This is a genomic window from Hyphomicrobiales bacterium (assembly GCA_016125495.1).
Taxonomy (GTDB): Bacteria; Pseudomonadota; Alphaproteobacteria; order Rhizobiales; family RI-29; genus RI-29.
This window is the reverse complement of the sequence record WGLQ01000012.1, coordinates 16,257-39,777: the sequence shown is the minus strand read 5'-3', so window position 1 is coordinate 39,777 and position 23,521 is coordinate 16,257. Positions and strand designations below refer to the sequence as shown.

Annotated in this window: 22 protein-coding genes; 5 read left to right on the top strand and 17 right to left on the bottom strand. The window is 66.4% G+C overall.

Translation table 11 applies throughout. The features are described 5' to 3' along the window. Positions 1-14: 14 nt before the first annotated feature. The 3 genes from GC150_10690 to GC150_10680 form a co-directional block, all read right to left on the bottom strand. Positions 15-1,025 (bottom strand): Hsp33 family molecular chaperone, encoded by a 1,011-nt coding sequence (locus GC150_10690; protein ID MBI1385368.1) that lies wholly within the window; start codon positions 1,023-1,025, stop codon positions 15-17. Continuing rightward, positions 1,022-1,954 (bottom strand): ornithine carbamoyltransferase, encoded by a 933-nt coding sequence (argF, locus tag GC150_10685; GenBank protein ID MBI1385367.1) that lies wholly within the window; start codon positions 1,952-1,954, stop codon positions 1,022-1,024. Before argF ends, GC150_10690 begins: the two co-directional genes overlap by 4 nt. A 69-nt stretch (positions 1,955-2,023) precedes the next feature. Beyond that, complete coding sequence (locus GC150_10680; GenBank protein MBI1385366.1) at positions 2,024-3,238, bottom strand: acetylornithine/succinylornithine family transaminase; 1,215 nt, start codon at positions 3,236-3,238, stop codon at positions 2,024-2,026. Positions 3,239-3,733: 495 nt separating this feature from the next. Between GC150_10680 and GC150_10675 the strand changes: the two genes are divergently transcribed. Next, on the top strand, positions 3,734-4,267 hold the full coding sequence (locus tag GC150_10675; GenBank protein MBI1385365.1) for a GcrA cell cycle regulator: 534 nt from the start codon (positions 3,734-3,736) through the stop codon (positions 4,265-4,267). Between the two features lie 190 nt (positions 4,268-4,457). Here the strand turns inward: GC150_10675 and phoB are convergent, their stop codons facing one another. The 10 genes from phoB to GC150_10625 form a co-directional block, all read right to left on the bottom strand. Next, complete coding sequence (gene phoB / locus GC150_10670; protein MBI1385364.1) at positions 4,458-5,147, bottom strand: phosphate regulon transcriptional regulatory protein PhoB; 690 nt, start codon at positions 5,145-5,147, stop codon at positions 4,458-4,460. 34 nt (positions 5,148-5,181) lie between these two features. Continuing rightward, entirely contained in the window at positions 5,182-5,892 is a 711-nt protein-coding gene (phoU, locus tag GC150_10665) for a phosphate signaling complex protein PhoU (GenBank protein ID MBI1385363.1), read from the bottom strand. A gap of 107 nt (positions 5,893-5,999) precedes the next feature. Beyond that, positions 6,000-6,818, bottom strand: coding sequence for a phosphate ABC transporter ATP-binding protein (locus tag GC150_10660; protein ID MBI1385362.1), 819 nt, complete (start codon positions 6,816-6,818; stop codon positions 6,000-6,002). Positions 6,819-6,888: 70 nt separating this feature from the next. Then, on the bottom strand, positions 6,889-8,526 hold the full coding sequence (gene pstA, locus GC150_10655; protein MBI1385361.1) for a phosphate ABC transporter permease PstA: 1,638 nt from the start codon (positions 8,524-8,526) through the stop codon (positions 6,889-6,891). Further along, complete coding sequence (gene pstC / locus GC150_10650) at positions 8,519-9,895, bottom strand: phosphate ABC transporter permease subunit PstC (protein MBI1385360.1); 1,377 nt, start codon at positions 9,893-9,895, stop codon at positions 8,519-8,521. Before pstC ends, pstA begins: the two co-directional genes overlap by 8 nt. Before the next feature lie 246 nt (positions 9,896-10,141). Further along, positions 10,142-11,185, bottom strand: a complete 1,044-nt coding sequence (locus GC150_10645; protein ID MBI1385359.1) for a phosphate ABC transporter substrate-binding protein — start codon at positions 11,183-11,185, stop codon at positions 10,142-10,144. Between the two features lie 143 nt (positions 11,186-11,328). Beyond that, positions 11,329-12,762: a two-component sensor histidine kinase gene (locus tag GC150_10640; GenBank protein MBI1385358.1), complete on the bottom strand. Its 1,434-nt coding sequence runs from the start codon at positions 12,760-12,762 to the stop codon at positions 11,329-11,331. A 208-nt stretch (positions 12,763-12,970) separates the two neighbouring features. Next, positions 12,971-13,996, bottom strand: a complete 1,026-nt coding sequence (locus tag GC150_10635) for a TAXI family TRAP transporter solute-binding subunit (protein ID MBI1385357.1) — start codon at positions 13,994-13,996, stop codon at positions 12,971-12,973. A gap of 118 nt (positions 13,997-14,114) precedes the next feature. Continuing rightward, the gene (locus tag GC150_10630) at positions 14,115-14,477 is read right to left on the bottom strand and encodes a DUF971 domain-containing protein (GenBank protein ID MBI1385356.1); all 363 of its coding nucleotides are present in this window, start codon (positions 14,475-14,477) and stop codon (positions 14,115-14,117) included. 60 nt (positions 14,478-14,537) lie between these two features. Continuing rightward, the gene (locus GC150_10625; protein ID MBI1385355.1) at positions 14,538-15,713 is read right to left on the bottom strand and encodes a P-loop NTPase; all 1,176 of its coding nucleotides are present in this window, start codon (positions 15,711-15,713) and stop codon (positions 14,538-14,540) included. A 354-nt stretch (positions 15,714-16,067) separates the two neighbouring features. Between GC150_10625 and GC150_10620 the strand changes: the two genes are divergently transcribed. The 4 genes from GC150_10620 (at position 16,068) to GC150_10605 (ending at position 19,137) form a co-directional block, all read left to right on the top strand. Next, the gene (locus tag GC150_10620; GenBank protein MBI1385354.1) at positions 16,068-16,964 is read left to right on the top strand and encodes a sulfurtransferase FdhD; all 897 of its coding nucleotides are present in this window, start codon (positions 16,068-16,070) and stop codon (positions 16,962-16,964) included. Continuing rightward, positions 16,961-17,605, top strand: coding sequence for a molybdenum cofactor guanylyltransferase MobA (mobA, locus tag GC150_10615; protein MBI1385353.1), 645 nt, complete (start codon positions 16,961-16,963; stop codon positions 17,603-17,605). Before GC150_10620 ends, mobA begins: the two co-directional genes overlap by 4 nt. 29 nt (positions 17,606-17,634) lie before the next feature. Continuing rightward, the gene (mobB, locus tag GC150_10610) at positions 17,635-18,135 is read left to right on the top strand and encodes a molybdopterin-guanine dinucleotide biosynthesis protein B (GenBank protein ID MBI1385352.1); all 501 of its coding nucleotides are present in this window, start codon (positions 17,635-17,637) and stop codon (positions 18,133-18,135) included. Between the two features lie 93 nt (positions 18,136-18,228). Continuing rightward, entirely contained in the window at positions 18,229-19,137 is a 909-nt protein-coding gene (locus tag GC150_10605) for a hypothetical protein (protein ID MBI1385351.1), read from the top strand. Positions 19,138-19,197: 60 nt separating this feature from the next. Here the strand turns inward: GC150_10605 and pnp are convergent, their stop codons facing one another. The 4 genes from pnp to rbfA all read right to left on the bottom strand — a co-directional run bounded on the left by pnp (position 19,198) and on the right by rbfA (position 23,490). After that, positions 19,198-21,399 (bottom strand): polyribonucleotide nucleotidyltransferase, encoded by a 2,202-nt coding sequence (gene pnp, locus GC150_10600; GenBank protein ID MBI1385350.1) that lies wholly within the window; start codon positions 21,397-21,399, stop codon positions 19,198-19,200. Between the two features lie 194 nt (positions 21,400-21,593). Continuing rightward, positions 21,594-21,863 (bottom strand): 30S ribosomal protein S15, encoded by a 270-nt coding sequence (gene rpsO, locus GC150_10595; protein ID MBI1385349.1) that lies wholly within the window; start codon positions 21,861-21,863, stop codon positions 21,594-21,596. 33 nt (positions 21,864-21,896) lie between these two features. Further along, complete coding sequence (gene truB / locus GC150_10590; protein ID MBI1385348.1) at positions 21,897-22,823, bottom strand: tRNA pseudouridine(55) synthase TruB; 927 nt, start codon at positions 22,821-22,823, stop codon at positions 21,897-21,899. Positions 22,824-22,869: 46 nt separating this feature from the next. Further along, complete coding sequence (gene rbfA, locus GC150_10585) at positions 22,870-23,490, bottom strand: 30S ribosome-binding factor RbfA (protein ID MBI1385347.1); 621 nt, start codon at positions 23,488-23,490, stop codon at positions 22,870-22,872. Positions 23,491-23,521: the final 31 nt, after the last annotated feature.

The window sequence follows — 23,521 nt, the reverse complement described above, 5'->3', positions numbered from 1 at the left end:
CGCGGCTGGACGGTTCAGGGCGCGGGATCGAACAGATACGAGCGGCTGCAGAACTGGCACGTCACCTCGATGCGGCCGTCCTCGTTGACCATGTCGGAGAGCTGTTCGGCGGGAAAGCTGGCGAGCAGTACCTCGATGCGGTCGCGCGTGCAGGGGCAGTGGTCCGCGAGCGGCCGGCTCTCGAACACCCGGACGCCCTCCTCGTGAAACAGCCGATAGAGCAGCTCCTGCGGGCTGAGCATCGGATCGGTCAGCTCGTGGTCCTCGACGGTCTCGGCGAGCAGGCGTGTGCGCGACCAGTTCTCGTCGCGGTCACCGCGCATCCCGGGCTCGACGTCGTCATCACCGGCCTCGCCAGGCGGTGCCTCTTCTGGGCGATCGTCCTGGCCACCGATGGTCGGCATGTGCTGGACCATGAGGCCCCCGACCCGCCAGCGCCATCCAGCGGCGGCCGGCAACAGAATGCGCGAGACCGCGAGGCGGATGAAGGTCGGCAACTGCTCGGACTGGCGGAAATAAGTGTCGGCGATCGCCGCGAGACCGCCGCCCTCGACCGCGACGAGGCCCTGGTATTGATTGAGGCCGGGTCCCGGATCGATGGTCATGGCGAGCCGGCCGCGCCCGAGCAGCGCGCCGTCGAGTTGCTCGCGATCCTCGGCCGGAATGGCTTGCGCGAGGCGCTCGACGGCAGCGCGATCGAAGCTCGCATAGCCGCGCAATTGGCCGGGCGCCTGGAAGTCGACGACGAGGAAGCCGACGGGTCCGTCGGTCTGGGTCTGCAGCGTGAACCGCGAGCCGAACTTGAGGGCGGTGCCGAGAAGCGATGCGAGTGCCAGCGCCTCGCCCATCAGGCGGGCGACGGGCTCGGGATAGTCGTGGCGGGCGAGGATGGCGTCGACGAGCGGGCCGAGCCGCACCAGACGCCCGTTGACGCCGGAGGCAATGGCGCGGAACGGGAGCACCAGGTCGTCGTCCGCGGGTCCTTGCGGACGATGCGTCGCAGCGCCGTCAGCGGCCGCCGTCACCGGCGATCCCCGAGGCAATAGACGAGGATCGCCTTCTGGCCGTGCAGGCGGTTCTCGGCCTCGTCGAAGACCGCCGACTGCGGACCGTCGAGGACGTCGGCCGTCACCTCCTTGCCGCGATAGGCGGGCAGGCAGTGCAGGAAAATGGCCCGGCTGCTGGCGAGACCCATCAATTCGCCGTTGACCTGGAACGGCGCGAGCAGACGCAAGCGCTCCTCGGCGTCCTCGTCGCCCATGGAAACCCAGGTATCGGCGATGATGCAATCGGCGCCCGCGGCCGCAGCCCGGGCATCCTCGGTGACGATCACCTCGGCGCCTTCGGCGCGCGCCCACGCCATCAATTCGGCATCGGGCTGGTAGGCCTCGGGCGCGGCGACCCAAAGCTCGAAGTCGAGCCGGCCGGCGGCATGGATCCAGGAGGCCGCCACGTTGTTGGCATCGCCGATCCAGGCGACCTTGCGCCCGGTGATCGGGCCGAGCCGCTCCTCGAACGTCATGATGTCGGCAACGATCTGACACGGGTGGCTGAGGTTGGTCAGGCCGTTGATCACCGGCACGGACGCCTCGTGAGCCAGTTCCAGCAACGCTTCGTGCGAGCCGGTGCGCAGCATGATCGCGTCGACATAGCGCGAGAGGACGCGGGCGGTGTCGGCGACGGTCTCGCCGCGACCGAGCTGCAGTTCGGCGTGGCTCAGCACGATGGTCTCGCCACCGAGCTGGCGCATTGCGACGTCGAAGGAGACGCGCGTGCGCGTCGAGGGGCGCTCGAAGATCATGGCGAGCGTCGCGCCCGAAAGGCCGGCCGGCACCAGGTCTGCCGGCCTGGCGCGACCCGCCTTCTTGAGAGCATGCGCGTTATCCAGCAGGGCACGCAGCTCGCGGCTCGTCAGGTGATCGATATCGAGGAAATGACGAATGTCGGTTGGCACGATCGCAATCCGATCTGCTTGGTCAAGGCTCGCGGCGCGTGGTCACGCGAGCCCGAGGACGGGGTTCCTTCACGCGTTCGCTGCCTGCTCCGCCGCCGGCGGGGTGGCCGCACGCGCCGCGCGGCTCGCCTTGCAGGCGCGTTCGATGCGAGCCAACGCTTCGCGCATTTCGTCCTCCCCGACGATGAGCGGTGGCAGCAGACGGACCACGTTCTCGCCGGCCGGTACCGCGAGAATGTGCTCGCCGAGCATCGCGCCGATGAATTCCCCGTTCGGAACGTGGAGTTTCAACCCCAGCATGAGGCCCTGACCGCGCACCTCGGCGATGACGTCGCCGTAGGCGTCCTCGAGAGCCGCCAGGCCCTGACGCATGAACTGGCCCTTGCGCACGACCTCCTCGAGGAAGCCGGGTTCGAGGAGGACATCGAGTACCGCGTTGCCGACCGCCATGGCGAGCGGGTTGCCGCCATAGGTCGAGCCGTGGGTGCCGGCGGTCATGCCCTTGGCGGCCTCGGCGGTCGCAAGGCAGGCACCGAGCGGAAAGCCGCCACCGATCCCCTTGGCGGAGGCCAGAATGTCCGGCGTGATGCCAGCCCACTCGTGCGCGAAGAGGCGGCCCGTGCGGCCCATGCCGCACTGGACCTCGTCGAGCAGAAGCAGCACGCCGTGGCGATCGGCGATCGTGCGCATGGCCGCAAGGTCGGCCGCCGGGACGACGCGGATCCCGCCCTCGCCCTGGATGGGCTCGATCAGAATGCCAGCCGTCTCAGGCCCGATCGCCGCCTCCAGGGCCGCGAGGTCACCGAAGGGCACCTGATCGAACCCGTCCATCATCGGGCCAAAACCGTCGACCAGTTTCTTCTGCTTGGCGGCCGCGATGGTGGCGAGCGTGCGGCCGTGGAACGAGCCCTCGAAGGTGACGATGCGGTAGCGCTCCGGCGCGCCCGAGACATGATGATAACGCCGCGCCATCTTCAGCGAGCACTCGATCGCCTCGGCGCCGGAGTTCGTGAAGAACGCCAGATCGGCGAAGCTGGCGGCGCAGAGCCGCTCGGCGAGACGCTCCTGGCCGGGGATGCGATAGAGGTTGGACGTGTGCCACAGCCGGCCCGCTTGCTCGGTCAGCGCGGCCACGAGGCGCGGATGGGCATGGCCGAGCACGTTGACCGCGATACCGCCAGCGAAATCCAGGTAGCGCTCGCCACTGGTCGCGACCAGCGTGACCCCCTCGCCGTGAGAGACCTCGAGGGCATAGCGGGAGTAGGTCGGCAGAACGGCGGACATGGCGGAACCTGACGAGTTGTAGACCCATAGAAAGATGTGGAGCGTAAAAAGGGAAACGCCGCCGGCAGTGCGGCGGCGCTTGAAGATTTCGTAGCTTTCGACCCGCGAAAAGTCAAACAGGGCGCCTCGGAGGCCCGGATTTCCGAGACATGACGCGCGTCAAGTCCAATTGTGGATGATCCTGCCGCGACGTTGCGCTGCGGCAACGGCTTGGTCCGGGGCAGCGAATCAGGGGCAGGCGACGCTTGCGCTGCCAACCGGCGATCTAGTAGCTTACGCCTCGCTGGCCACGAGATGTCGCGTATTCATGGCATCCGGTTTTCTTCTTCCGTCGGGCCGGTGTTGTTCCCTCCAGTTGCGTCAAGAGTTGAACGGGCCCGGTTTGCTCGCTTCTCGGACATTTTCGCGTGTCCCTGTGGCGAAGAAACCAGGTCAACGGGGTGGTGTTCGCCCAACGCGGCGAACGGACGTGGATTCGAGAGGAGCCGATAACCAATGGCCTGGACCACGGAACGTGTCGAGGAACTGAAACGCCTTTGGGGCGAGGGACTTAGTGCAAGCCAGATCGCGCACCGGATCGGCGATGTCACGCGAAACGCCGTCATCGGCAAGGTGCACAGACTGGGCCTCTCCGGCCGCGCGACGACGTCGCGGATCAAGTCGGTGCGGCCGCGCAAGAAGATGGCGCGCCCGAAGCGGGCCCGTGTGATGCGGCTCGGCGGCGGCGGGGTCGGCGAAAGCCTGCGTGAGCTGCTTTCGCAGAATGCGGGAGCCTACGAGGCGCAATCGTTCGAGGTGCCCAACGAACTGGTCATTCCCGTCGAGGAGCGCAAATCGATCGCCACGCTGACCGAGCATTGCTGCCGCTGGCCGATCGGCGATCCGACGCACGAGGACTTCCACTTCTGCGGGCGCGAACGGATCACGGGGCTGCCTTACTGCGAATTCCATGCGCGGCGCGCCTACCAGCCGGTGCAGGCGCGCAGGCGCGAGCAGCGCAGTGAAGAAAAGGTCGCAATCGCCAGCTGACGGCACGTTCGTCGGCGGGGCCGGGGGCGGAGACCGGCAGACGAGTTTCCAGAGAGGGCCTGGAAGAAGCGGGGGACGAAGCGGGGCGAGGGCCGGATGCCATGGGGGTGGCGCCGGCCCTCAATCTCTTGGGGCTCCATGCAGCAAGGGTGCTTGCCGCCCTGGTGACGCGTTTCGGCTGTGGCTTACGTCAACTGTTGTCGCCGAAGGCGTATCCGGCGCCGCGAACGGTGCGGATCGGGTCCTTTTCCTTACCGCGAATGAGAGCGCGGCGCAGGCGCCCGATGTGCACATCGACGGTGCGCTCGTCGACGTAGACATCGCGGCCCCAGACGCCGTCGAGGAGCTGGGAGCGCGTGAACACTCGGCCGGGGCTCTGCATGAAAAACTCGAGGAGTCGGTACTCGGTCGGGCCCATGCGGATATCGCGGCCGTTGCGCGAGACCCTGTGGCCGGCGCGGTCGAGGCGGATGTCCCCCACCTCGAGTTCGTCGGCCATGCGGCTCGGCGCACTGCGGCGAAGAATGGCCTTGATGCGCCCGAGCAGCTCGGGGATCGAAAACGGTTTGACGATATAATCATCCACTCCCGTCTCGAAGCCGCGCAGGAGATCGCTCTCCTCGCCCTTGGCGGTCAGCATGAGCAGGGGGAGATGGGCGGTCTCCTTGCGGGCGCGAATTCGCCGGCACAGTTCGAGACCGGAGACCCCCGGAAGCATCCAATCCATCACGATGAGATCGGGGCGATACTCGTCGATGATGGTCTCGACCTCGTCACCCCGGGTGATCACCTCGACCGGATAACCTTCCGCATCGAGATTGTAGCGGATGAGGGTGCCGAGCGAGACGTCGTCCTCGACAACCAGGATCCTGGCGCTCATCGTTCAGTCCTCCCTCGCGCCATCCCCGCAGGCATCATTCGCCGGACGGCAGCAAGGTGCTGCTGGTACGGTCCGACTTCGGCCGGCCATCCGGGAGCATCGTACCGCTCACCATGAAGTGCACCATCTCGGCGATGTTCGTGCAGTGGTCGCCGACGCGCTCGAGGTTCTTGGCCCCGAACAGGAGGTGCGTGCAGAGCCCGATGTTGCGCGGGTCCTCCATCATGTAGGTCAGTAGCTCGCGGAAGACGGAGTTGAATGTGAGGTCGATGTCGGCGTCGCGCTGCCAGACGATGCGGGCCCTTTCCAGATCGCGCTGCGCATAGGCGTCGAGCACGTTCTTCAGCTGCACCTGGGCGAGTTCGTTCATGTGCCTGAGGCCGGAAATCAGAGCCTTGGGATGGCTCTCGCTGGCCACCGCGATGGCACGCTTGGCGACGTTCTTGGAGAGGTCGCCGATGCGCTCCAGTTCGGCCGCGACCTTCAGCGCACACATGACGTGGCGAAGGTCGACCGCCAGCGGCTGGCGACGGGCGATCAGGGTGATGACCTGCTCCTCGACCTCCTGCTCACCCGCATCGAGCGCGACGTCGCGGTCGATGACCGATTGCGCAAGAACGGCGTCGCGCTTTTCGAGCGCCTCGAAGGAATTGGCCAGCAGCATCTCGGCGAGGCCGCCCATCTTGGCGATGCGATGGTCGAGCTTGTTCAACTCGTCGGTATAGGCGCGGACTGTATGGTCCATGTCAGGCGACCCTCCACGTTGCGCGCGTCGGCGCGAGGTCCGGGCATTGGCACGGGTCCAGGGAACGAAAAACGGCACCTGCGGCGGGGCGCCGCAGACAGCGGACCTCAACCGAAGCGGCCGGTGATGTAGTCCTGCGTCTTGCTGTCCCGCGGATTCGTGAAAATCTGCGTGGTGTCGCCCTCCTCGATCAGGTAACCGCGGAAGAAAAACGCGGTCCTCTGGGAGACGCGGGCGGCCTGCTGCATCGAGTGCGTGACGATGACGATCGTATAATTTTCCCGAAGCTCGTCCATGAGCTCCTCGACCTTGGCGGTGGCGATCGGATCGAGCGCGGAACAGGGCTCGTCCATCAGGATGATCTCGGGCCGCGTGGCGATGGCGCGGGCGATGCAGAGGCGCTGCTGCTGGCCGCCGGAGAGCCCGGTGCCGGGTTCATAGAGACGGTCCTTGACCTCGTCGAAAAGGCCGGCGCGCTCGAGGCTCGAGACCACGATCTCCTCGAGTTCGGCCTTGTTCGCGGCAAGGCCATGGATCCGCGGACCGTAGGCGACGTTGTCGAAGATCGACTTGGGGAACGGATTGGGCTTCTGGAACACCATGCCGACTCGGGCACGCAGTTCCACCACGTCCAGATCCGGATCGTTGATGCTGCGCCCGTCGATGGTGATCTCGCCGGTCACCCGGGCGATCGGGATGACATCGTTCATCCGGTTGATGCAGCGAAGGAACGTCGACTTGCCGCAACCCGAGGGACCGATCAATGCGGTGACCGCGTTCGCCGGGATGTCGAGTGAAACGTCGAAAAGCGCCTGCTTTTCGCCGTAGAAGACGCTGACGTTGCTGCCGGAAACCTTCGTGTTGGCGACGGCCGGCCGCGCCATGCTCGCCCGCGGATGCCTTTCAGCCTTCACCGAAGTCGCCATCTGCACATCCATCCCAGCTCTCCAATCCAATCGATCCTAGCAATTCCTGCAACCACCGGCGACCGCCGGACTACCACGTGCGCTCGAGGCGGCTGCGGAGCCAGACGGCTATCGCGTTCATCACCACCAGGAAGCCGAGCAGCACGAGGATCGCCGCCGAGGTGCGGCTGACGAAGCCGCGCTCGGGGCTGTCGGCCCAGGAATAAATCTGCGTCGGCAGCGCCATGGCCGGATCGAGCACGCCCATGTTCTCGATGCTCGGTATGAAGGCGTTCATGCCGATGAGCAGAAGGGGCGCCGTTTCGCCGAGAGCCTGGGCGAGACCGATGATGGTGCCCGTCAGGATGCCGGGCATGGCGAGCGGCAGGACGTGGTGGAACATCACCTGATGCTTGGAAGCCCCGACGCCGAGGGCCGCCTCGCGGATCGAGGGGGGAACCGCTTTGAGGGCGGCACGCGTCGCCACGATGATGGTCGGCAGCGTCATGAGGGCGAGCACCATGCCGCCGACGATCGGCGCGGATCGCGGCAGGCCGAACCAGCCGATGAAAACGGCGAGCCCGAGCAGACCGAAAACGACCGAGGGGACCGCCGCAAGGTTGTTGATGTTGACCTCGATCAGGTCCGTCATGCGGCTCTTTGGCGCGAATTCCTCGAGATAGATCGCCGCCGCGATGCCGATCGGGAAGCTGAGGAGGAAGCAGACCAGCAGGGTCAGGAACGAGCCCGTGAGCGCGCCGGCGAGACCGGCCAATTCCGGGAACCGGCTGTCGGCGTTGAAAAAGAGTTCGCTGGTGAAAGGCGTCGCGATCAGGTCGCGGCTCGCCAGCGAGCGGAACCATTCGATCTCGCGCTCGGAGGAGAAGCGGGGGTTGAGGATTGTCGCCTCGCCGGTGCGCAAGAGCGCGTCGTAATGCTCGGAGAGCGGAATGTTCACGCGGATCGTGCGGCCGATCACCGATGGATCGGCGACGACGAGGTCACGGAGCGTGTCGCCGGCCTTGGCGGGAATCATCTCCCAGTACACCGCCGTCGGGTTGCCGAGGAAATAGGTCCGGAACCCCTCGCGGACCATTTTCTCGTAGCCGCCGGAGGCCGGATTCGCGCGATCGATGGATGCCGGATCGACGAAGGCGTCGATGGTGACGACGCCGCGCCCATCGACCACGGAGAGCACGCCCCTCCGCCGCAGGCTCTCGTAGAGCACGATGCGATCGCCGCCGAGAGCCTCGATACGCTCGGGGATGATCCTCTTGTGCAATTGATCGAAGGGGTCGGAGACCGGGATGTTGATCCTGACGTTCTGGCCGATACGGTCCGGATTGGCGACCGCGAAATCCCTGACGATGTACTGGGCGCCCGAAATCAGAATCTTGATTAGGCTTCTTTGCTCGGCCTTCGGAACATCGGGGAAATGTTGCAGGAACGCGTCGCGGACGATGTTGCGGTAGTTGGCCTTGGCGGGGTCCTTGGCATCGATCTTGGCGGGATCGAGGAAAATCTCGAGCTGCACCTTCGTCGTCGTGAAGGCGGCATAGCCGGTCCACAGGAGCGACGAAAACAACGTCACCAGGAGGCCGAGGGAGATCAATATCGCGCCGATGCCGAGAGCCTGGAGGCGGCGGTCGGCCCCGTAGCGGCGACGAACGCGGCGGCGCGCGGCAGGAGATGCCCAGTCGTGCGTCGATGATGCGGTGGTATCAGTCATATTGCTCTCGATATTTCCGCACGATGTGCAGTGCCAGGACGTTGAGCGCCAGCGTGACGAGGAACAGCACGAGGCCGAGCGCGAATGCGGCGAGCGTCTTGGGATTGTCGAACTCGGTGTCGCCGATCAGCAATGTGACGATCTGCACCGTCACGGTCGTCACCGGTTCGAAGGGATTGAGCGTCAGGGCTGCGATGATGCCGGCGGCCATGACCACGATCATCGTCTCGCCGATGGCACGGCTCAGAGCGAGCAGGATGCCACCCATGATGCCGGGAAGGGCGGCCGGCAGGAGAACCTGGGTGATCGTCTCGCCTCTCGTGGCACCGAGGCCGTAGGAGCCGTCGCGCAGCGACTGAGGCACCGCGCTGATGGCGTCGTCCGAAAGAGAGGAAATGAACGGGATCAGCATGATCCCCATGACGGCACCGGCCGCGAGGGCGCTGTTGGGCGCAATGGAAAAGCCGAGTGCCTCGCCGAGGCTCCGCATGGCGGGTGCGACGGTGAGCACGGCGAAGAACCCGTAGACGACCGTCGGGATGCCGGCGAGGATCTCGAGGAGCGGCTTGACGGTGGAGCGGACCCTGCGGGGCGCGTACTCACTGAGGTAGATCGCGGCATAGAGACCGATCGGCGTCGCAACCAGCATGGCGATGACCGCGATCAACAGTGTGCCCGTGAAGACCGGGATGGCACCGAACGCGCCGCCGGCGGACGCCTGGTCCGCGCGCATCGCGATCTGCGGTTCCCATTTCGCGCCGAACAGGAACTCGTGCAGCGGGATGATGGAGAAGAAACGGATGCTCTCGTAGAGAAGGGAGACGACGATGCCGAGCGTCGTCAGGATCGCGATGAGCGAGCAGACGATCATGAAGCCGCTGACGATGCGCTCGAAGTGGTTGCGCGCGCGAAACCGAGGCGCAAGGTGCGTGCGGGCGAAGGCGAGCCCGGCGACCGCGAGCACCAGCGCGATGACCGCCATGGCCCAGCTCGCGATCTGCTGCCAGGCGTTGTAGCGATCAGCAGCTTCGATCACCGCATCGCTCGGCGTGCCGAAGATGTTGCCCTTGGCGACCGACTTGATCTCGCTCAGCACCAAGGCGACCTGGCCTTGTGACTGGCCGTCGACCATCTCGGAGGGCAGGCTCGCCAGAAGCAGCCGGTCGACCACCGAGCCCTGGAAAAGCAACCAGACCAGCACCAAGAGAAAGGACGGGATCGCCGCCCAAGAGGCCATGTAGGCGCCGTGGTAGCCGGCGAGGGAATGCTGCTGGCCGGCGCCGACCTTGAAGCCCTTTGCAACCTGCAAGCCGGTGACGTACGCCGCTATCGTGATCAGCAGAAGCGCAAGTACGAGGAATGATGTCATCGCTGTGAACTTGCCTCCCTGCCACCACCGCGTGGCTCCGTTCCGCTATCGCGATCGTGCCGAGGCGGACGGTTCAATGCTCAGGCACGTCTTGCAGGCCTTCCCCTCGATGGCCATGGGCGGCCGAGGGTTCAGCGCCCGGGTTGGCTCGCTCGGCGAACCAACCGCCACCGGGCATCGTCGCTGACGCCCGGTGGCCCGTTTCGTCGACCCACACCAGGGGTGGGGCTTGCTGCAGCCTACCCGTTACTTCGTCGGGGCCGGCATGTTCATGGACGACGTGGCGCCATCCTGCACCTTCTTGCGGACGTCGTCGGCAAGGACGACCAGACCGCGCTCGGAGAGGTAGCCGCCCGGGCCCATCGCCTCCTCGGAGACATACTCGGTGATGAACTCGTTCATGCCCTTGATCACGCTGCGGTGCGCGTTCTTCACATAGAAGTAGAGCGGGCGCGCGATGCCGTAGGAGCCATCGGCGATCGTCTCGCTCGAGGGAGCCACGCCAGCGACCGTCAGGCCCTGGAGCTTGTCCTGATTCTCGAAGAGGAACGAGTAGCCGAAGATGCCGACCGCATTGGCATCGGCGTCGAGGCGCTGGACGATCAGATTGTCGTTCTCACCAGCCTCGATGAACGGGCCGTCCTGGCGCATCTCGGAGCAGGTGGTCTTGAGGACGTTGCCGAAGGCCTTCTTGTCGGCGGCCTTCAGCGCCTTGAAGAACTCGAGTTCCTCGCAGCCCTCGTTCATCGCCAGCTCGACGAACGCATCACGGGTGCCCGACGTCGGGGGCGGGCCGTAGGCGACGATCGGCATGTCGGGAAGCGAGGCGTCGATCTCGGACCACTTCTTGTAGGGGTTCGCGGCAAGAGCGCCATCGACCGGAACCTGCGCGGCCAGCGCGAGGTAGATCTGCGCCTTCGTCAGGTTGAACAGCGGTCCCTTGCGCGAGTTGGCGATGGACAGGCCGTCGTAGCCGAGCAGCACTTCGGTGATGTCGGTGACGCCGTTCGCCGTGCAGAGTTCGTACTCCGACTTCTTCATCGCGCGCGAAGCGCCGGTGATGTCGGGATGCTGCTCGCCGATGCCGCCGCAGAAGACCTTCATGCCGCCGCCAGTGCCGGTCGACTCGACCGTCGGCGCCGTGCCGCCCTTGTTGGCGAATTCCTCGGCGACCGCCTGGGTGTAGGGGAAAACCGTCGAGGAACCGACGATCTTGATCTCACGAGCCGAAGCCGTGCCGGCGAAGCCGACGACGACCGCGGCTGCCGTCAGGGCAACCAACCTCTTCACTTCTGCTCTCCCTCGAATTCGGGGTTCGTGACGGGCCGCGACCTCCAGCCGCCCGCCGAGCCCTAGGCTCAGGAGGCTTCTAGACGAACGGCAATACTGGCGTGTGACATTTCAAGCCATTGTTTTTGTTTCAATAAATTCATTCATCGCGATTTGTTGAGAGCAGGCAGCCGGACGCTGAACGTCGAGCCACGGCCAGGCGTGGACAGAATCGAAATCTCACCACGGTGGCGATTGAGGATGTGCTTGACGATGGCGAGGCCGAGGCCCGTGCCGCCGGGGCGCGAGCGGCCGTCGGACTCGACCCGGTAGAAGCGCTCGGTCAGGCGCGGCAGATGATGGGCGGCGATTCCGGGACCGTCATCGACCACGTCGACGACGACAATAGGGGTCCGCGAGCCACGGCCCTCGAGCCGCAACCGAATGGCGACGTGACCTTGCTCGTTGCCGTACTTGATCGCGTTCTGGACGAGGTTCTGGAGCACCTGCACGAGATCATCGCGCTCGCCACGAACCTCGGTATCCTCGCCGTCAGCATCCAGTTCGAGTTCGAGCGTCATGGATCGATCGTCGGCAAGCGGCAGCATCGTCTCGTGCACGTGGCGCGCGACGTCGGCCAGTTCCACGCGATCGCGCGGCGGCAAATGGGCCTTCATCTCGATGCGACTGAGCGAGAGCAGATCGTCGATGAGTCGCGACATCCGAGCGCCCTCGGCCGCCATGATCTCGAGGAAGCGCTCGCGGGCCGCCGCATCGTCGCGCGCCCGCCCGCGCAGGGTCTCGATGAAGCCGAGAAGCGATGCCAACGGCGTGCGCAATTCGTGGCTGGCATAAGAGACGAAGTCGGCCCGCATGCGCTCGAGGCGATGCTGCTCGGAGACGTCGCGGAACGTGACGAGGAGGTCGGGCTGAGCCGCTTGGCCGCTCGAGCGGTCGAGCCGGGAAACGGTCGCCGTCAGGAAGCGTTCGACCGGGACGCGCTCGGTATAGCGCACGGTCAGCGGACCTCCGCCGGATTGAACCTCCTCGATCGCATCGAGGAAATCGGGGTCACGGATGAGCGCCGAGATGTCCGTTCCGGCTTCGAGATTGGCGATGAGGTCGCGCGCCGAACCATTGGCGGCGAGCACCGAACCGTATTGGGAAACCAGCACTGCCGCGTCCGGAAGCGCGGCGAGAACGTGCTCCCATTGGCGCAGCGGGATGCCGTGGCGGCTTCGGGCGGCACGGGCGGCTCCGAGTGGGCTCTCGCGCGGCAACCCGTGGCGCGGCAGAACCAACGCGACGAGCAATACCACGGCCACCGCCACGACCACTTCGCCCGCCGGAAGACCGGATCTGACGCCGAGCAGCACGATCACGGCCACAGCAACGGCGAGCAGCCAACCGCGCACGGCCAATCGATCGAGGACCCGGTCCGCAACCGAACGCGCTGCCTCGAACCGATCGCTGGACCGGACCGTCGGCTGCCCGGTCTCGGCGGTGCGCGCGGCGGCATCGACGGCAGCACCGTTCTCCTCGCCGGCGGTCGTGCCGGGCGCGCTGCCTGCCGCTTCCAGCCGATATGCGTCTGTCATGATCGGGCCGCTCGACTGCGATGTCCGTCCGCCGACGTGGACAGCCCCTCGGTGTGTGCGTCAAGCTTCTCGATCACGCGGATGGGGCGCCCGAATGGCAATTAGCATGCCCGGCCAGGATCCCAAACCCTGGCCCTCGGCCCGACTACGAAACAGTGTCGCCTTGGCCTTCCCGCGGTCGGACCCGAACCAGGGCGGCCAGCGCCGGTCAAAAGAACCCGTTCTCGGTGTAATAGCGCAAGGCACCTGGATGAAAACGCGCCGAGATGCCGCGCGTCACCATCTCCTTGCGGGTGAGCGCGCGGAACGCCGGGTGCTCGCGGCGAAAGTCGTCGAAGTTCTCGAATACGGCACGGACCAGTTCATAAACGACGTCGTCCGGAACGTCGACGCGGGTGACGAGCGTCGCAGTGACGCCGAAAGTCGGAACATCCGCACCGACGGTCGCATAGGACCCGGCAGGAATAGAGAGAAAATCGAAAAAGGGATTCTCCTCGACCATGATCTGGACCTCGCGGTCCGCGAGAGGGACGAAAACGGCATCGCACCCGTCGGCGGCCTCGGCGACACTGGCGTTGGGAACGCCGACGATGAAGGCGAAGGCATCGATCTCGCCGCGGCAGAGCGCGCCAGCCTGCTTGGTCGAATCGAGTTCGGAGACGCGCCCGAAATACTCCCTGCCGACGCCATAGGTCGACAGCAGGGCCTGGAACGTCGCCTGCTGGCCGCTTTCCGGGTTGCCGATGTTGACGGCACGGCCAGCGAGATCGGACCAGGACGAAATACCGGCGTCGCCTCGGGCCAGTATCTGGAACGGCTCGGCATGGATGGAAAATACGACCCTCAGACCGTCGATCGGGCGACCTTCGAAGAGGTCCGTGCCGTTGGCCGCATGATACTGCCAGTCGGACTGCACGATCGCGAAGTCGAGGTTGCCTTCACGCAGTTTCTCGAGGTTGTATATGGAGCCGGCGGTCGAGGGGGCAGAACAGCGCAGACCATGGCCTCGCGCATCGTCGCGACCCTCTCCTGCCTCCACGGAGACCATGCGGCAGATCGCATTGCCAGCGACGAAGTAGACCCCGGCCGAGCCGGCGGTGCCGATGGAGAAATACTTGGGGGTCGCGTCGGCGGCAGCGGCCGGCGGCAGGACAGGCAGGAGCGACAGGACCGCGAGAAGCCATGCCACAAGACCGGCGAGGATGAACGTGGAGGGGCGACGGAGCATGGCCATTCTCCCTATGCTGCTCAGGGCCTAGGTCGGCATGCTAGCGGACCGGAGAGGAGAATGCAAAAACGGCGCCGGCCGCGGGGAGGCGCGAGCAGGGCACCAGCGCCAGGTCGTTCGGTTTTCAGTCCCGCCCGAGGCCCTTCTCCTCGAGCTCGGCCAGATACTCGGCCCAGCGCGTCGCATGCTCACGACCGAGCGCGCGCAGATACTTCCAGGCATAGAGGCCGGTCGAGTGGCGATCGTCGAAGTTGATCCGCACGGCGTAGTTGCCGACCGGCTCGAGCCCGGCGATCCGGACACCGCGCTTGCCGGGTACGGTGACACGCTGATCGCGGCCGTGGCCCTGGACTTCCGCGCTCGGGCTCATGACGCGGAGGTATTCCGCAGAAAGCTCGTAGCTCTCGCCATTGTCGAAGGCGACGACGAGGCGCGCCTTGTCGCTGGTGAGGCGAAGCTCTGTCGGCCAGATGTCGTCGGCGGTCATGGCGGAACTCCAGTCGCTCGTTCGTGGTCCGGACCGGTCGACCGGCCCGTTCGCCGTGCCTCACTCGATGACGATGCGCGGAGCCGCCTTGCGGCCGCCGGCGCCCTCACCCCCCGAAAGGGATGCCCAGACCTTGGCCGCGATCTCGCGATAGATTCGAGCATGGGGGCTGTCGGGAGCGACGGCGGCGACGGGCTGGCCGCTGTCGGACTTGGCGCGGATTTCCATGTGCAGCGGGATCTCGCCGAGGAACGGAACGCCGAGCTTGGTCGCCTCGAGGCGGGCGCCCCCGTGCCCGAAGATCTCGGCGCGCTCGCCGCAGCTCGGGCAAAGGAAGTAACTCATGTTCTCGATGATCCCGAGCACCGGCACGTCGACCTGCCGGAACATGGCAAGTCCCTTGCGGGCGTCGATGAGGGCGAGATCCTGCGGCGTCGAGACGATCACGGCGCCGGACAAGGGCACCTGCTGGGCCATGGTCAATTGCGCATCGCCCGTGCCGGGCGGCATGTCGACGACGATGACATCGAGTTCACCCCACAGCACCTCGCGCAGCATCTGCGTCAGCGCCGACATGACCATGGGGCCGCGCCAGATCACCGGCGTTGCCTCGTCCACCAGGAAGCCGATCGACATCACCTTGACGCCATAGCCCTCGAGCGGGCGCAGCAGATTGCCGCCTGCCGCCTGGGGCCGGCCGCTGATGCCGAGGAGGCGCGGCATGGACGGACCGTAGATGTCGGCATCGAGGATGCCGACCGAAAGACCGTTCGCCTTGAGCGCCAGAGCGAGGTTGACCGACGTGGTCGATTTGCCGACACCGCCCTTGCCGGAGGCGACCGCGATGATGTGGCGCACGCCCGGAACGCCAGCGCGCGCTGCCTGCTGTCCACCGGAAGCGGGCGCCGAGCCCCTCGCCGGTGCAGCGGGCGCTGCCGGGGCAGAGGCCGGCCGGCGTGGAGGCGGGCTCGCCGCACCCTGCGCGCGCTCGGCGGTCAAAACCGCGTTCACGGTCTCGACGCCCGGAATCTGTGCCACGACCTTTTCGGCCGCCTCACGAAGAGCATCCAACTCCTCGGCTCGCTCCGGGTCCACCGTGATCGCGAAATAGACCTTGCCGTTGGCGATCACGATCTCGGACACGAGGCCGAGATCGATGAGATTGCCCTCGAGGTCGGGGCCCTTGATGCGCCGCAACGCCGCGATCACCGCATCCTTCGTCAAACCAGCGCTCATTCGCTCAACCCGCCTTGTCGATCCGCCTCGTCGATCGCGCCCCATCGCGCGACGGCCACCCTAAGCATGTTCCCACCGCTTGGCCAACGAGCGCCGCGCCGATCCACTCTCGACCGCGCCGCCGCTGCCCGGGCGCCCGTGCCCCCTCATCAGATCGAATATGTGCAGGCGGGGGGCGACGCGCTATGATTTCCCAAGTGGGACCGCGCCGCCACGATTACGATAGGCGCGCGAATAGCATCCCGGGTGCAGGAAGGTTGCATGATCCAGGACGGTGCGCAGGGCCGCGACGGCGTCGACGCGACGCCCGTCGAGGGCGGCGATAGGCGAGAAGCGGGCGAGACGATCGAGCGCATGAGGCCAGCCCCGGACGATCCGAGGGCCAGCGTCCTGGTCGAAGGCATCGACCAGGACGGCCGGCCGGTCACGACGCCGGTCGTCACCGAGCGCGCGATCACGCTCTTTCTCAATGGCCAGGAAATCGTGACGCTGATGACGATCGGGACGAGGCCCGAGGCGCTGGCCGTCGGCTATCTGCTCAACCAGAACATGCTGCTCGCGGACGACCGGATCACGGCCGTCGACTACGATGCCGACATCGAGACCGTCGTGGTGCGGACGCGGCGCAAGACCGATTTCGAGGAGAAGCTCAAGAAGAAGACGCAGACGTCGGGCTGCGCACAGGGCACCGTGTTCGGCGATCTGATGGAGGCATTCGATCAAGTGCGTCTGTCGCCCGATGCACGCATCAAGACGTCCTGGCTCTACGGCCTCGCCAAGGCGATCAACACCGAGCCGAGCCTCTATCTCAAAGCGGGCGCGATTCACGGCTCGGTGCTCTGCCGGCGCGACGATCCGCTGATCTTCGTCGAGGATGTCGGGCGCCACAACGCGGTCGACACGATCGCTGGAATAATGTTCCTCCAGGGTATCCGGCCGGACGACAAGATCTTCTATACGACCGGGCGATTGACCAGCGAAATGGTCATCAAGACCGTGAAAATGCGTTTGCCGATCCTGGTTTCGCGCTCCGGCTTCACGGCGTGGGGCGTGGATCTAGCCCGGCGGGCGGGGCTGACGCTCATCGGACGGGCCCGTGGTCACCGCTTTGTGGCGCTGTCCGGCCCCGAGCGGATCGTGTTCGACGCGGACACGCGTCTCGGCGGCGAGGAGGATCCCAAACATCGACGCAAGGGCGCGCGTGATCGCGACGCCGACGGCGATGCCGATACAGGCGGGGGAGGCGAATGACCGGGGCGGGCAACGGGATCGTCGCGCTCGTCCTGGCAGGCGGGCTCTCGCGGCGCATGGGCGGCGGCGACAAGTGCCTCAGGCCGCTGGCCGGCCGGCCGATGCTCGCGCACGTGCTCGAACGGCTCTCGGACCAGGTGGGCGACATCGTGATCAACGCCAATGGCGATGCGGAGCGGTTCGCCCCGTTCGGGCGCACCGTGATCGCAGACCCCATCGAGGGCTTCGCCGGCCCCCTCGTCGGCGTGCTCGCGGGCCTCGAATGGACACGTACCGATCGGCCGACGGCGAGCCACATCGTCAGCGTACCGAGCGACGCGCCGTTCCTTCCACGCGACCTCGTCGCCGCGTTGCAGAGCCGTCTCGACGGCCGTACGGAGCGGGTCGTGCTGGCAAGATCGGGGGGGCGGGTGCATCCCGTGGTCGGGCTCTGGCCGGTGGCGCTGGCGGGCGATCTCAGATCGGCGCTCGAGGCCGGCATCCGAAAGGTGCTCGACTGGACCGACCGGCACGACACGACCGCGGTCGATTTCGCGCCGACCCGGATCGGGGCCATCGACATCGATCCATTCTTCAATGCCAATACGCCCGAGGAACTGGCCGAGGCGGAGGCCCTCATCGGCGGCGGGGCCACGTCGTGACGCAACGATACCACTCCCCGGTCGTTGCCGTGGTCGGATGGAAGAACTCCGGCAAGACGACACTCGCGATCCGCCTCATCGCCTCGCTCACGGCGCGTGGCTATCGCGTTTCGAGCGTCAAGCATGCGCACCACAATTTCCGCATCGACGATGGCACGCAGGACAGCGCCCGCCACCGGGCGGCCGGCGCGCGGCAGGTCGCCGTCGTCTCCAACGAGCGTTGGGCGCTCATCCGCGAACTCGACGGGGCACCGGAGCCGGACTTCGATCGGGTCATCGCAATGCTCGAGCCGGCCGATGTGATCGTGGTCGAGGGCTACAAGTCCCACCCCGTGCCCAAGATCGAGGCGCGGCGCCGTGAAGGCGGAAAGGGAACGGCGCTCGCCGGGCGCGACCCGAATGTGATCGCGATCGCCGCCGACCACGAGGTCGAGGAAAGCTTCGGGCTGCCAGTGCTTTCTCTCGATGCGATCGAGGACATCGCCAACCTCGTCGTGGAAAAACTCGGCCTGGTGATCGGACGCCGGTAGCGCTGTCGTCGCCATACCGTTGCCGGACGCCGTACTTATACGATGATCAGTGCAAACGATTCGCCGGTCGCACCGAGCTGCGGAGTGCCGAAGATGAAGGGCGGATTTCGGGGCATTCGCCGGTGGTCCGCGGCCACTTGGCTGCTGGTCGTGCCGACGGCATCGTGGGGTGGCGCCGCGGGCGCTGCGGGCGAGAACCCGCCGGTGCCTATCGGCATCGATCGAGGGCGCATCGTCTTTTCGCTGTTCGGTCCGGGCATCAACTACACACGGCCGGAACTGGCGAACCGCCTTGCCCGGGACGGGGAAGGGCTGATCATCGGTTTCGACCAGGTCGACGGCGACCTGCAGCCCTATCCGGACGATCCCGGTGCAACCAGTGCCGACGCCGTGGCACTCGCCGTGCTGCTCGCCAATGCCGAGGCGAGCGTTGCGCCATATCGCATCAGGCCGGGCGATCTCGACGGTTTCGGCGCCATGCTGGGACATGCCGGACAGAATCCAGGGCGGCTGCTCATCGTCACGCGAGCGCTCGCCGAGGGACTGGGGCGGGAGACCCTGCTGTTGGCGGCCCAGAGCCTGCCGAACGTCATCGTCGTCGCACCCGCCGTCGAAAGCCGCCCGGAGGTCATCCCCGAAGCCGCCCGACGGGCCATCGAGCAGTCGCCGCCGGCGAACATCGTGCTGATCGACGAACGGATCGGTGGCGCGGACGAAGCAGTCGGGACGCGCGCCCCGGCGGACCGGCATGGCGAGGTCGTCATCGCATTCGGGGCCGGCGGTCCACAGTTCGATGGGCGGGGTCTGGCGGCGGTTGGCGCCTACCTGATCGAGCAACTCGCGCACGAGCCGACGCTGGCGGCGAGCGAGGCGATCGAACGACTCCTGCGCCTGGGAGCCCGGGCGCCGGTCTCGAGCGGATGGAGCATCTTCGGCATCGGGCAGGACGAGGCTAAAGACGGCGGGCGTGTCGTCATCGACGCAGAGGCCCTGCGCCAATAGAACTCGCAAGGTCGCCGACCCGCCCTTTCGGACGGACCGGCGCCCAGTGCATGGATCGGGTCAGTCGCGGCGCGGGCGACGCGGACGGCGATCGCGGCGTTCACCACCACCGCCTCCACCGCCTTCGTCATCCCCACCCTCCTCGCCTTCGGCGCGCGGGATCTCGAGACCGGTCGACTGATCGACGACTTTCATCGACAGGCGCACCTTGCCGCGATCGTCGAAGCCGAGCAGTTTGACGTAGACTTCCTGGCCCTCCTTGACGACCTCGGCGGTCGTCTCCGGCCGACGGTCGGCGACGAGCTGGGAGATGTGGACGAGGCCGTCCTTCGGGCCGAAGAAGTTCACGAAGGCGCCGAAGTCCATCACCTTGACGATCTTGCCCTTGTAGATCTGGCCGACCTCGGGCTCGGAGGTGATGCCCTTGATGCGGTCGACCGCCGCCTTGATGGATTCCTGGCGTGCCGCCGCGATCTTGACCGTGCCGTCGTCGCTGATGTCGATCTTGGCGCCGGTTTCCTCGACGAGGGCCCGGATCACCGAACCGCCCGAGCCGATGACCTCGCGGATCTTGTCGACCGGAATGGTGATGGTCTCGATGCGCGGCGCATACTGGCCGAGTTCACCGCGGTTCTCGGTCAGCGCCTTGGCCATCTCGCCGAGGATGTGCAGGCGTCCGTGCTTGGCCTGATCGAGGGCGACCTTCATGATCTCCTCGGTGATGCCCGTGATCTTGATGTCCATCTGCAGCGAGGTGACGCCATCGGCCGTGCCGGCGACCTTGAAGTCCATGTCGCCGAGGTGATCCTCGTCGCCGAGGATGTCGGAGAGGACGGCAAAGCCCTCCGCCTCCTTGATGAGGCCCATGGCGATACCTGCGACCGGGCGCTTCAGAGGTACGCCCGCGTCCATCAGGGCGAGCGAGGAGCCGCACACCGTCGCCATCGAGGACGAGCCGTTCGACTCGGTGATCTCCGAGACGAGGCGGATCGTGTAGGGGAACTCCTCCTTGGCGGGGAGCAATGGGCGCACGGCGCGCCAGGCGAGCTTGCCGTGACCGATCTCGCGGCGACCGGGCGAGCCCATGCGGCCAGCCTCGCCGACGGAGTAGGGCGGGAAGTTGTAGTGCAGGAGGAAGGCCTCCTTGTAGGTACCTTCGAGTGCGTCGATGAACTGCTCGTCCTCACCGGTGCCGAGGGTCGCGACCACGAGGGCCTGCGTCTCGCCACGCGTAAACAGTGCCGAGCCGTGCGTGCGCGGCAGAATGCCGACCGCGCTCACGATCGGGCGAACGGTCGTCAGGTCGCGGCCGTCGATGCGCCGCTTGGTGCGCAGGATGTCGCCCCGAACGATGTCGGACTCGAGTTCCTTGAAGACGTCGGAGAGGCGGACAGTGTCGTCCGGCGATGCGCCGGCCGGCAGGAGGGCCTCGAACACCTTCTTCTTGGCCGCCGAGACCTTGTCTTGACGCACCATCTTCTCGGCCGTCGCGAAGGCGTCGCGCAGGTCGGCCTCGGCAATCTCACGAACCTTGGACTTGAGGTCGTCCGTCTCGCTCACGGAAAGCGGCCAGGGATCCTTTGCCGCCCGCTCGGCTAGCCGGATGATCGTATCGATCACCGGCTGCATCTCGCGGTGGCCGAACATGACGGCGCCGAGCATGTCCTCCTCGCTCAGCTCCTTGGCCTCGGATTCGACCATCAGCACCGCGTCGGCAGTGCCGGCCACGACGAGGTCGAGGCCCGAGAGGGCAATCTCGCCGAGCATCGGGTTGAGCACGAAGGCGCCATCGATCAGGCCGACGCGGGCACCGCCGATGGGGCCGAGGAAGGGAATGCCTGAGATGGTGAGGGCTGCGGAAGCAGCGACCATCGCGACGATGTCGGGATCGTTCTCGAGGTCATGCGAGAGTACCGTTACGACGACCTGTGTCTCGTTTTTGAAGCCCGGTGCGAACAGCGGGCGGATCGGACGGTCGATCAGGCGCGAGGTGAGGATCTCCTTTTCGCTCGGCCGCCCCTCGCGCTTGAAGAAGCCGCCCGGAATCTTGCCGGCGGCAAAAGTCTTTTCCTGGTAGTTCACGGTCAGCGGGAAGAAATCCTGCCCCGGCTTGGCGCTGCGCGCGGCCACCGCCGTCGCGAGTACCGATGTCTCGCCGTACTGGACGAGCACCGCTCCGTTCGCCTGGCGGGCGATGCGGCCCGTCTCGAACGACAGCTTGCGGCCGCCCCACTCGATCTCTTCCCGTACGATATCAAACATATCTCTTCTCTCGTTCATCATCGCGTCGCCGCCGGATTGCGACGAACGCAAAAAAGCGGTCCGGCCCCGAACCTCGTCGAAGCCGGCCGCATGAAACTCCAGTTCCGGGGCGCCGCGGAGCGGGCACAGCCAGCTGCGCCAGCCGAGCCGCCGTTTCCCGAGGCCGGAGGCAGGTCCGTCCCAGATGCGATCCGCTAACGGCGGATGCCGAGCCGCTGGATGATCTCGCGATAGCGCGCCTCGTCCTTGGAACGAAGATAGTCGAGGAGACTGCGCCGCTGGGAGACCATCTTCAGAAGGCCCCGGCGGGAGTGGTTGTCCTTGACGTGACTCTTGAAATGCTCGGTCAGGTTGCTGATGCGCTCGCTCAAGATGGCGATCTGGACCTCGGGCGAGCCCGTGTCCCCAGTGCCCTTGGCGAATTCCTTGATCAGTTCCGCCTTGCGCTCGACAGTTACCGACATCGTCGCTCCTCGTTGCATTGCTTTGGCGACCGGTCAGCCCGCCGACGTATTGAACACTCGCGAGGGGCGAAGCTCGCCCTGGCAAATCTCTCCGATTGCCACGAGGGTTCCGCGCGACATGGCGTAGACCGGCCCGGTCATGATCGGGGCATCGCGACCGCGCAAGAGCACGGGCTGGCCCCTCTTGAGCCGTGAGGCGTCGTCACTCGACACGGAAAGCGCCGGGATGTCGTCCAGCGCTGCCTCGATGGGCAGCAGACTTTCCATGAGAGCCTCTCGGCCGGCGGCACTATGGCGAAGTTCCTCGAGGCGTTCCAGAGAAATCGCATGCGATTCATCGAACGGACCGACCCGCGTCCGGCGCAGTTTCACGACATGGCCTCCACAATCGAGGCGGCGACCGAGATCGCGGGCGATGGCGCGAACATAGGTGCCCTTTCCGCAGTCGGCCTCCAGCGTCACGTCGGGTGCGGCAAAACCGACCAGATCGAGGCGGTCGATCGTCACAGTGCGCGCATCGAGTTCGAACACCTCACCGTCGCGGGCACGGTCGTAGGCACGCTCGCCAGCGACCTTGATCGCGGAAAAGCGCGGCGGTGTCTGCTCGATCTCACCGAGGAACTCGGGCAGCAAGGCGCGCACCATCTGCTCGGTGATGCCGGACGCATCGGCGTTCGCCACGACCTGACCGTCCGAGTCGTCGCTGTCCGTCTCGATGCCGAGCCGCATGGTGAAGCGGTAGCCCTTCGCACCGTCGACAATGAAGGGCACCGTCTTGGTGGCCTCGCCGAGCGCGATCGGCAGGATGCCGGTGGCGAGCGGATCGAGCGTGCCGGCGTGACCGGCCTTGCGCGCGTCGAACAGCCACTTCGCCTTGCCGACGGCCTGGGTGGACGTCATCCCTTCGGGCTTGTCGACGATCAGCCAACCCGAAACGGAACTCCCCTTTCGACGTCCCATGCGCGCACCTCGAATGCCGCTCGCGCCGCGACCGGCGGCGAGAGCGCTACGATTGTTGTCCATCGGCCGGGGCGCCGGTATCTTCGGCGTCGCCCGTGCCATCGTTGCCCGCATCCTCCGACGCGACATCGCGACGCACCTCGGGCGAACGCAAGGCCGCGCCGATACGATCGGATTCGTCGAAGGAGGTGTCGAGGCGAAAGACCAGGGTCGGCGTATACTTCATCCGGACAGCGTGGCCAACCTCGCCGCGCAGGTAGCGCGCATTGCGGTTGAGGGCGGCAACGACACGCTCCTGGTTCTGGCCGCCGAGCGGCATGACGTAGGCTGTCGCGGCGCGCGCATCGGGGCTGATGCGAACCTGCGAGACCGTGATCACGACACCGCGCAGGTCGTCGTCGCGGATCTCGCGGCGCATGAGTATCTCGGCGAGGGCGTGGCGCAATTCCTCGCCCTGGCGAAGCTGGCGCTGCGATGGAGCCTTGTTGGAGGTGTTGCGCGGCACGGCGATTGTCCTGTCGTCGAAATGAGGGTCGACCCGGTGCTCAGCGATCGAGCACGGGGGATTCGATCGGGCCGCCGACGTCGAGGCGCCGGCCGTCGGCAACCACGTCCCGACGAATGCGGGATCGGCAATAGCCCAGAACCTCGGCGCGGTGCGCGGCATCCGTGAAGGCCTGCGGCGCAATATAGAACGC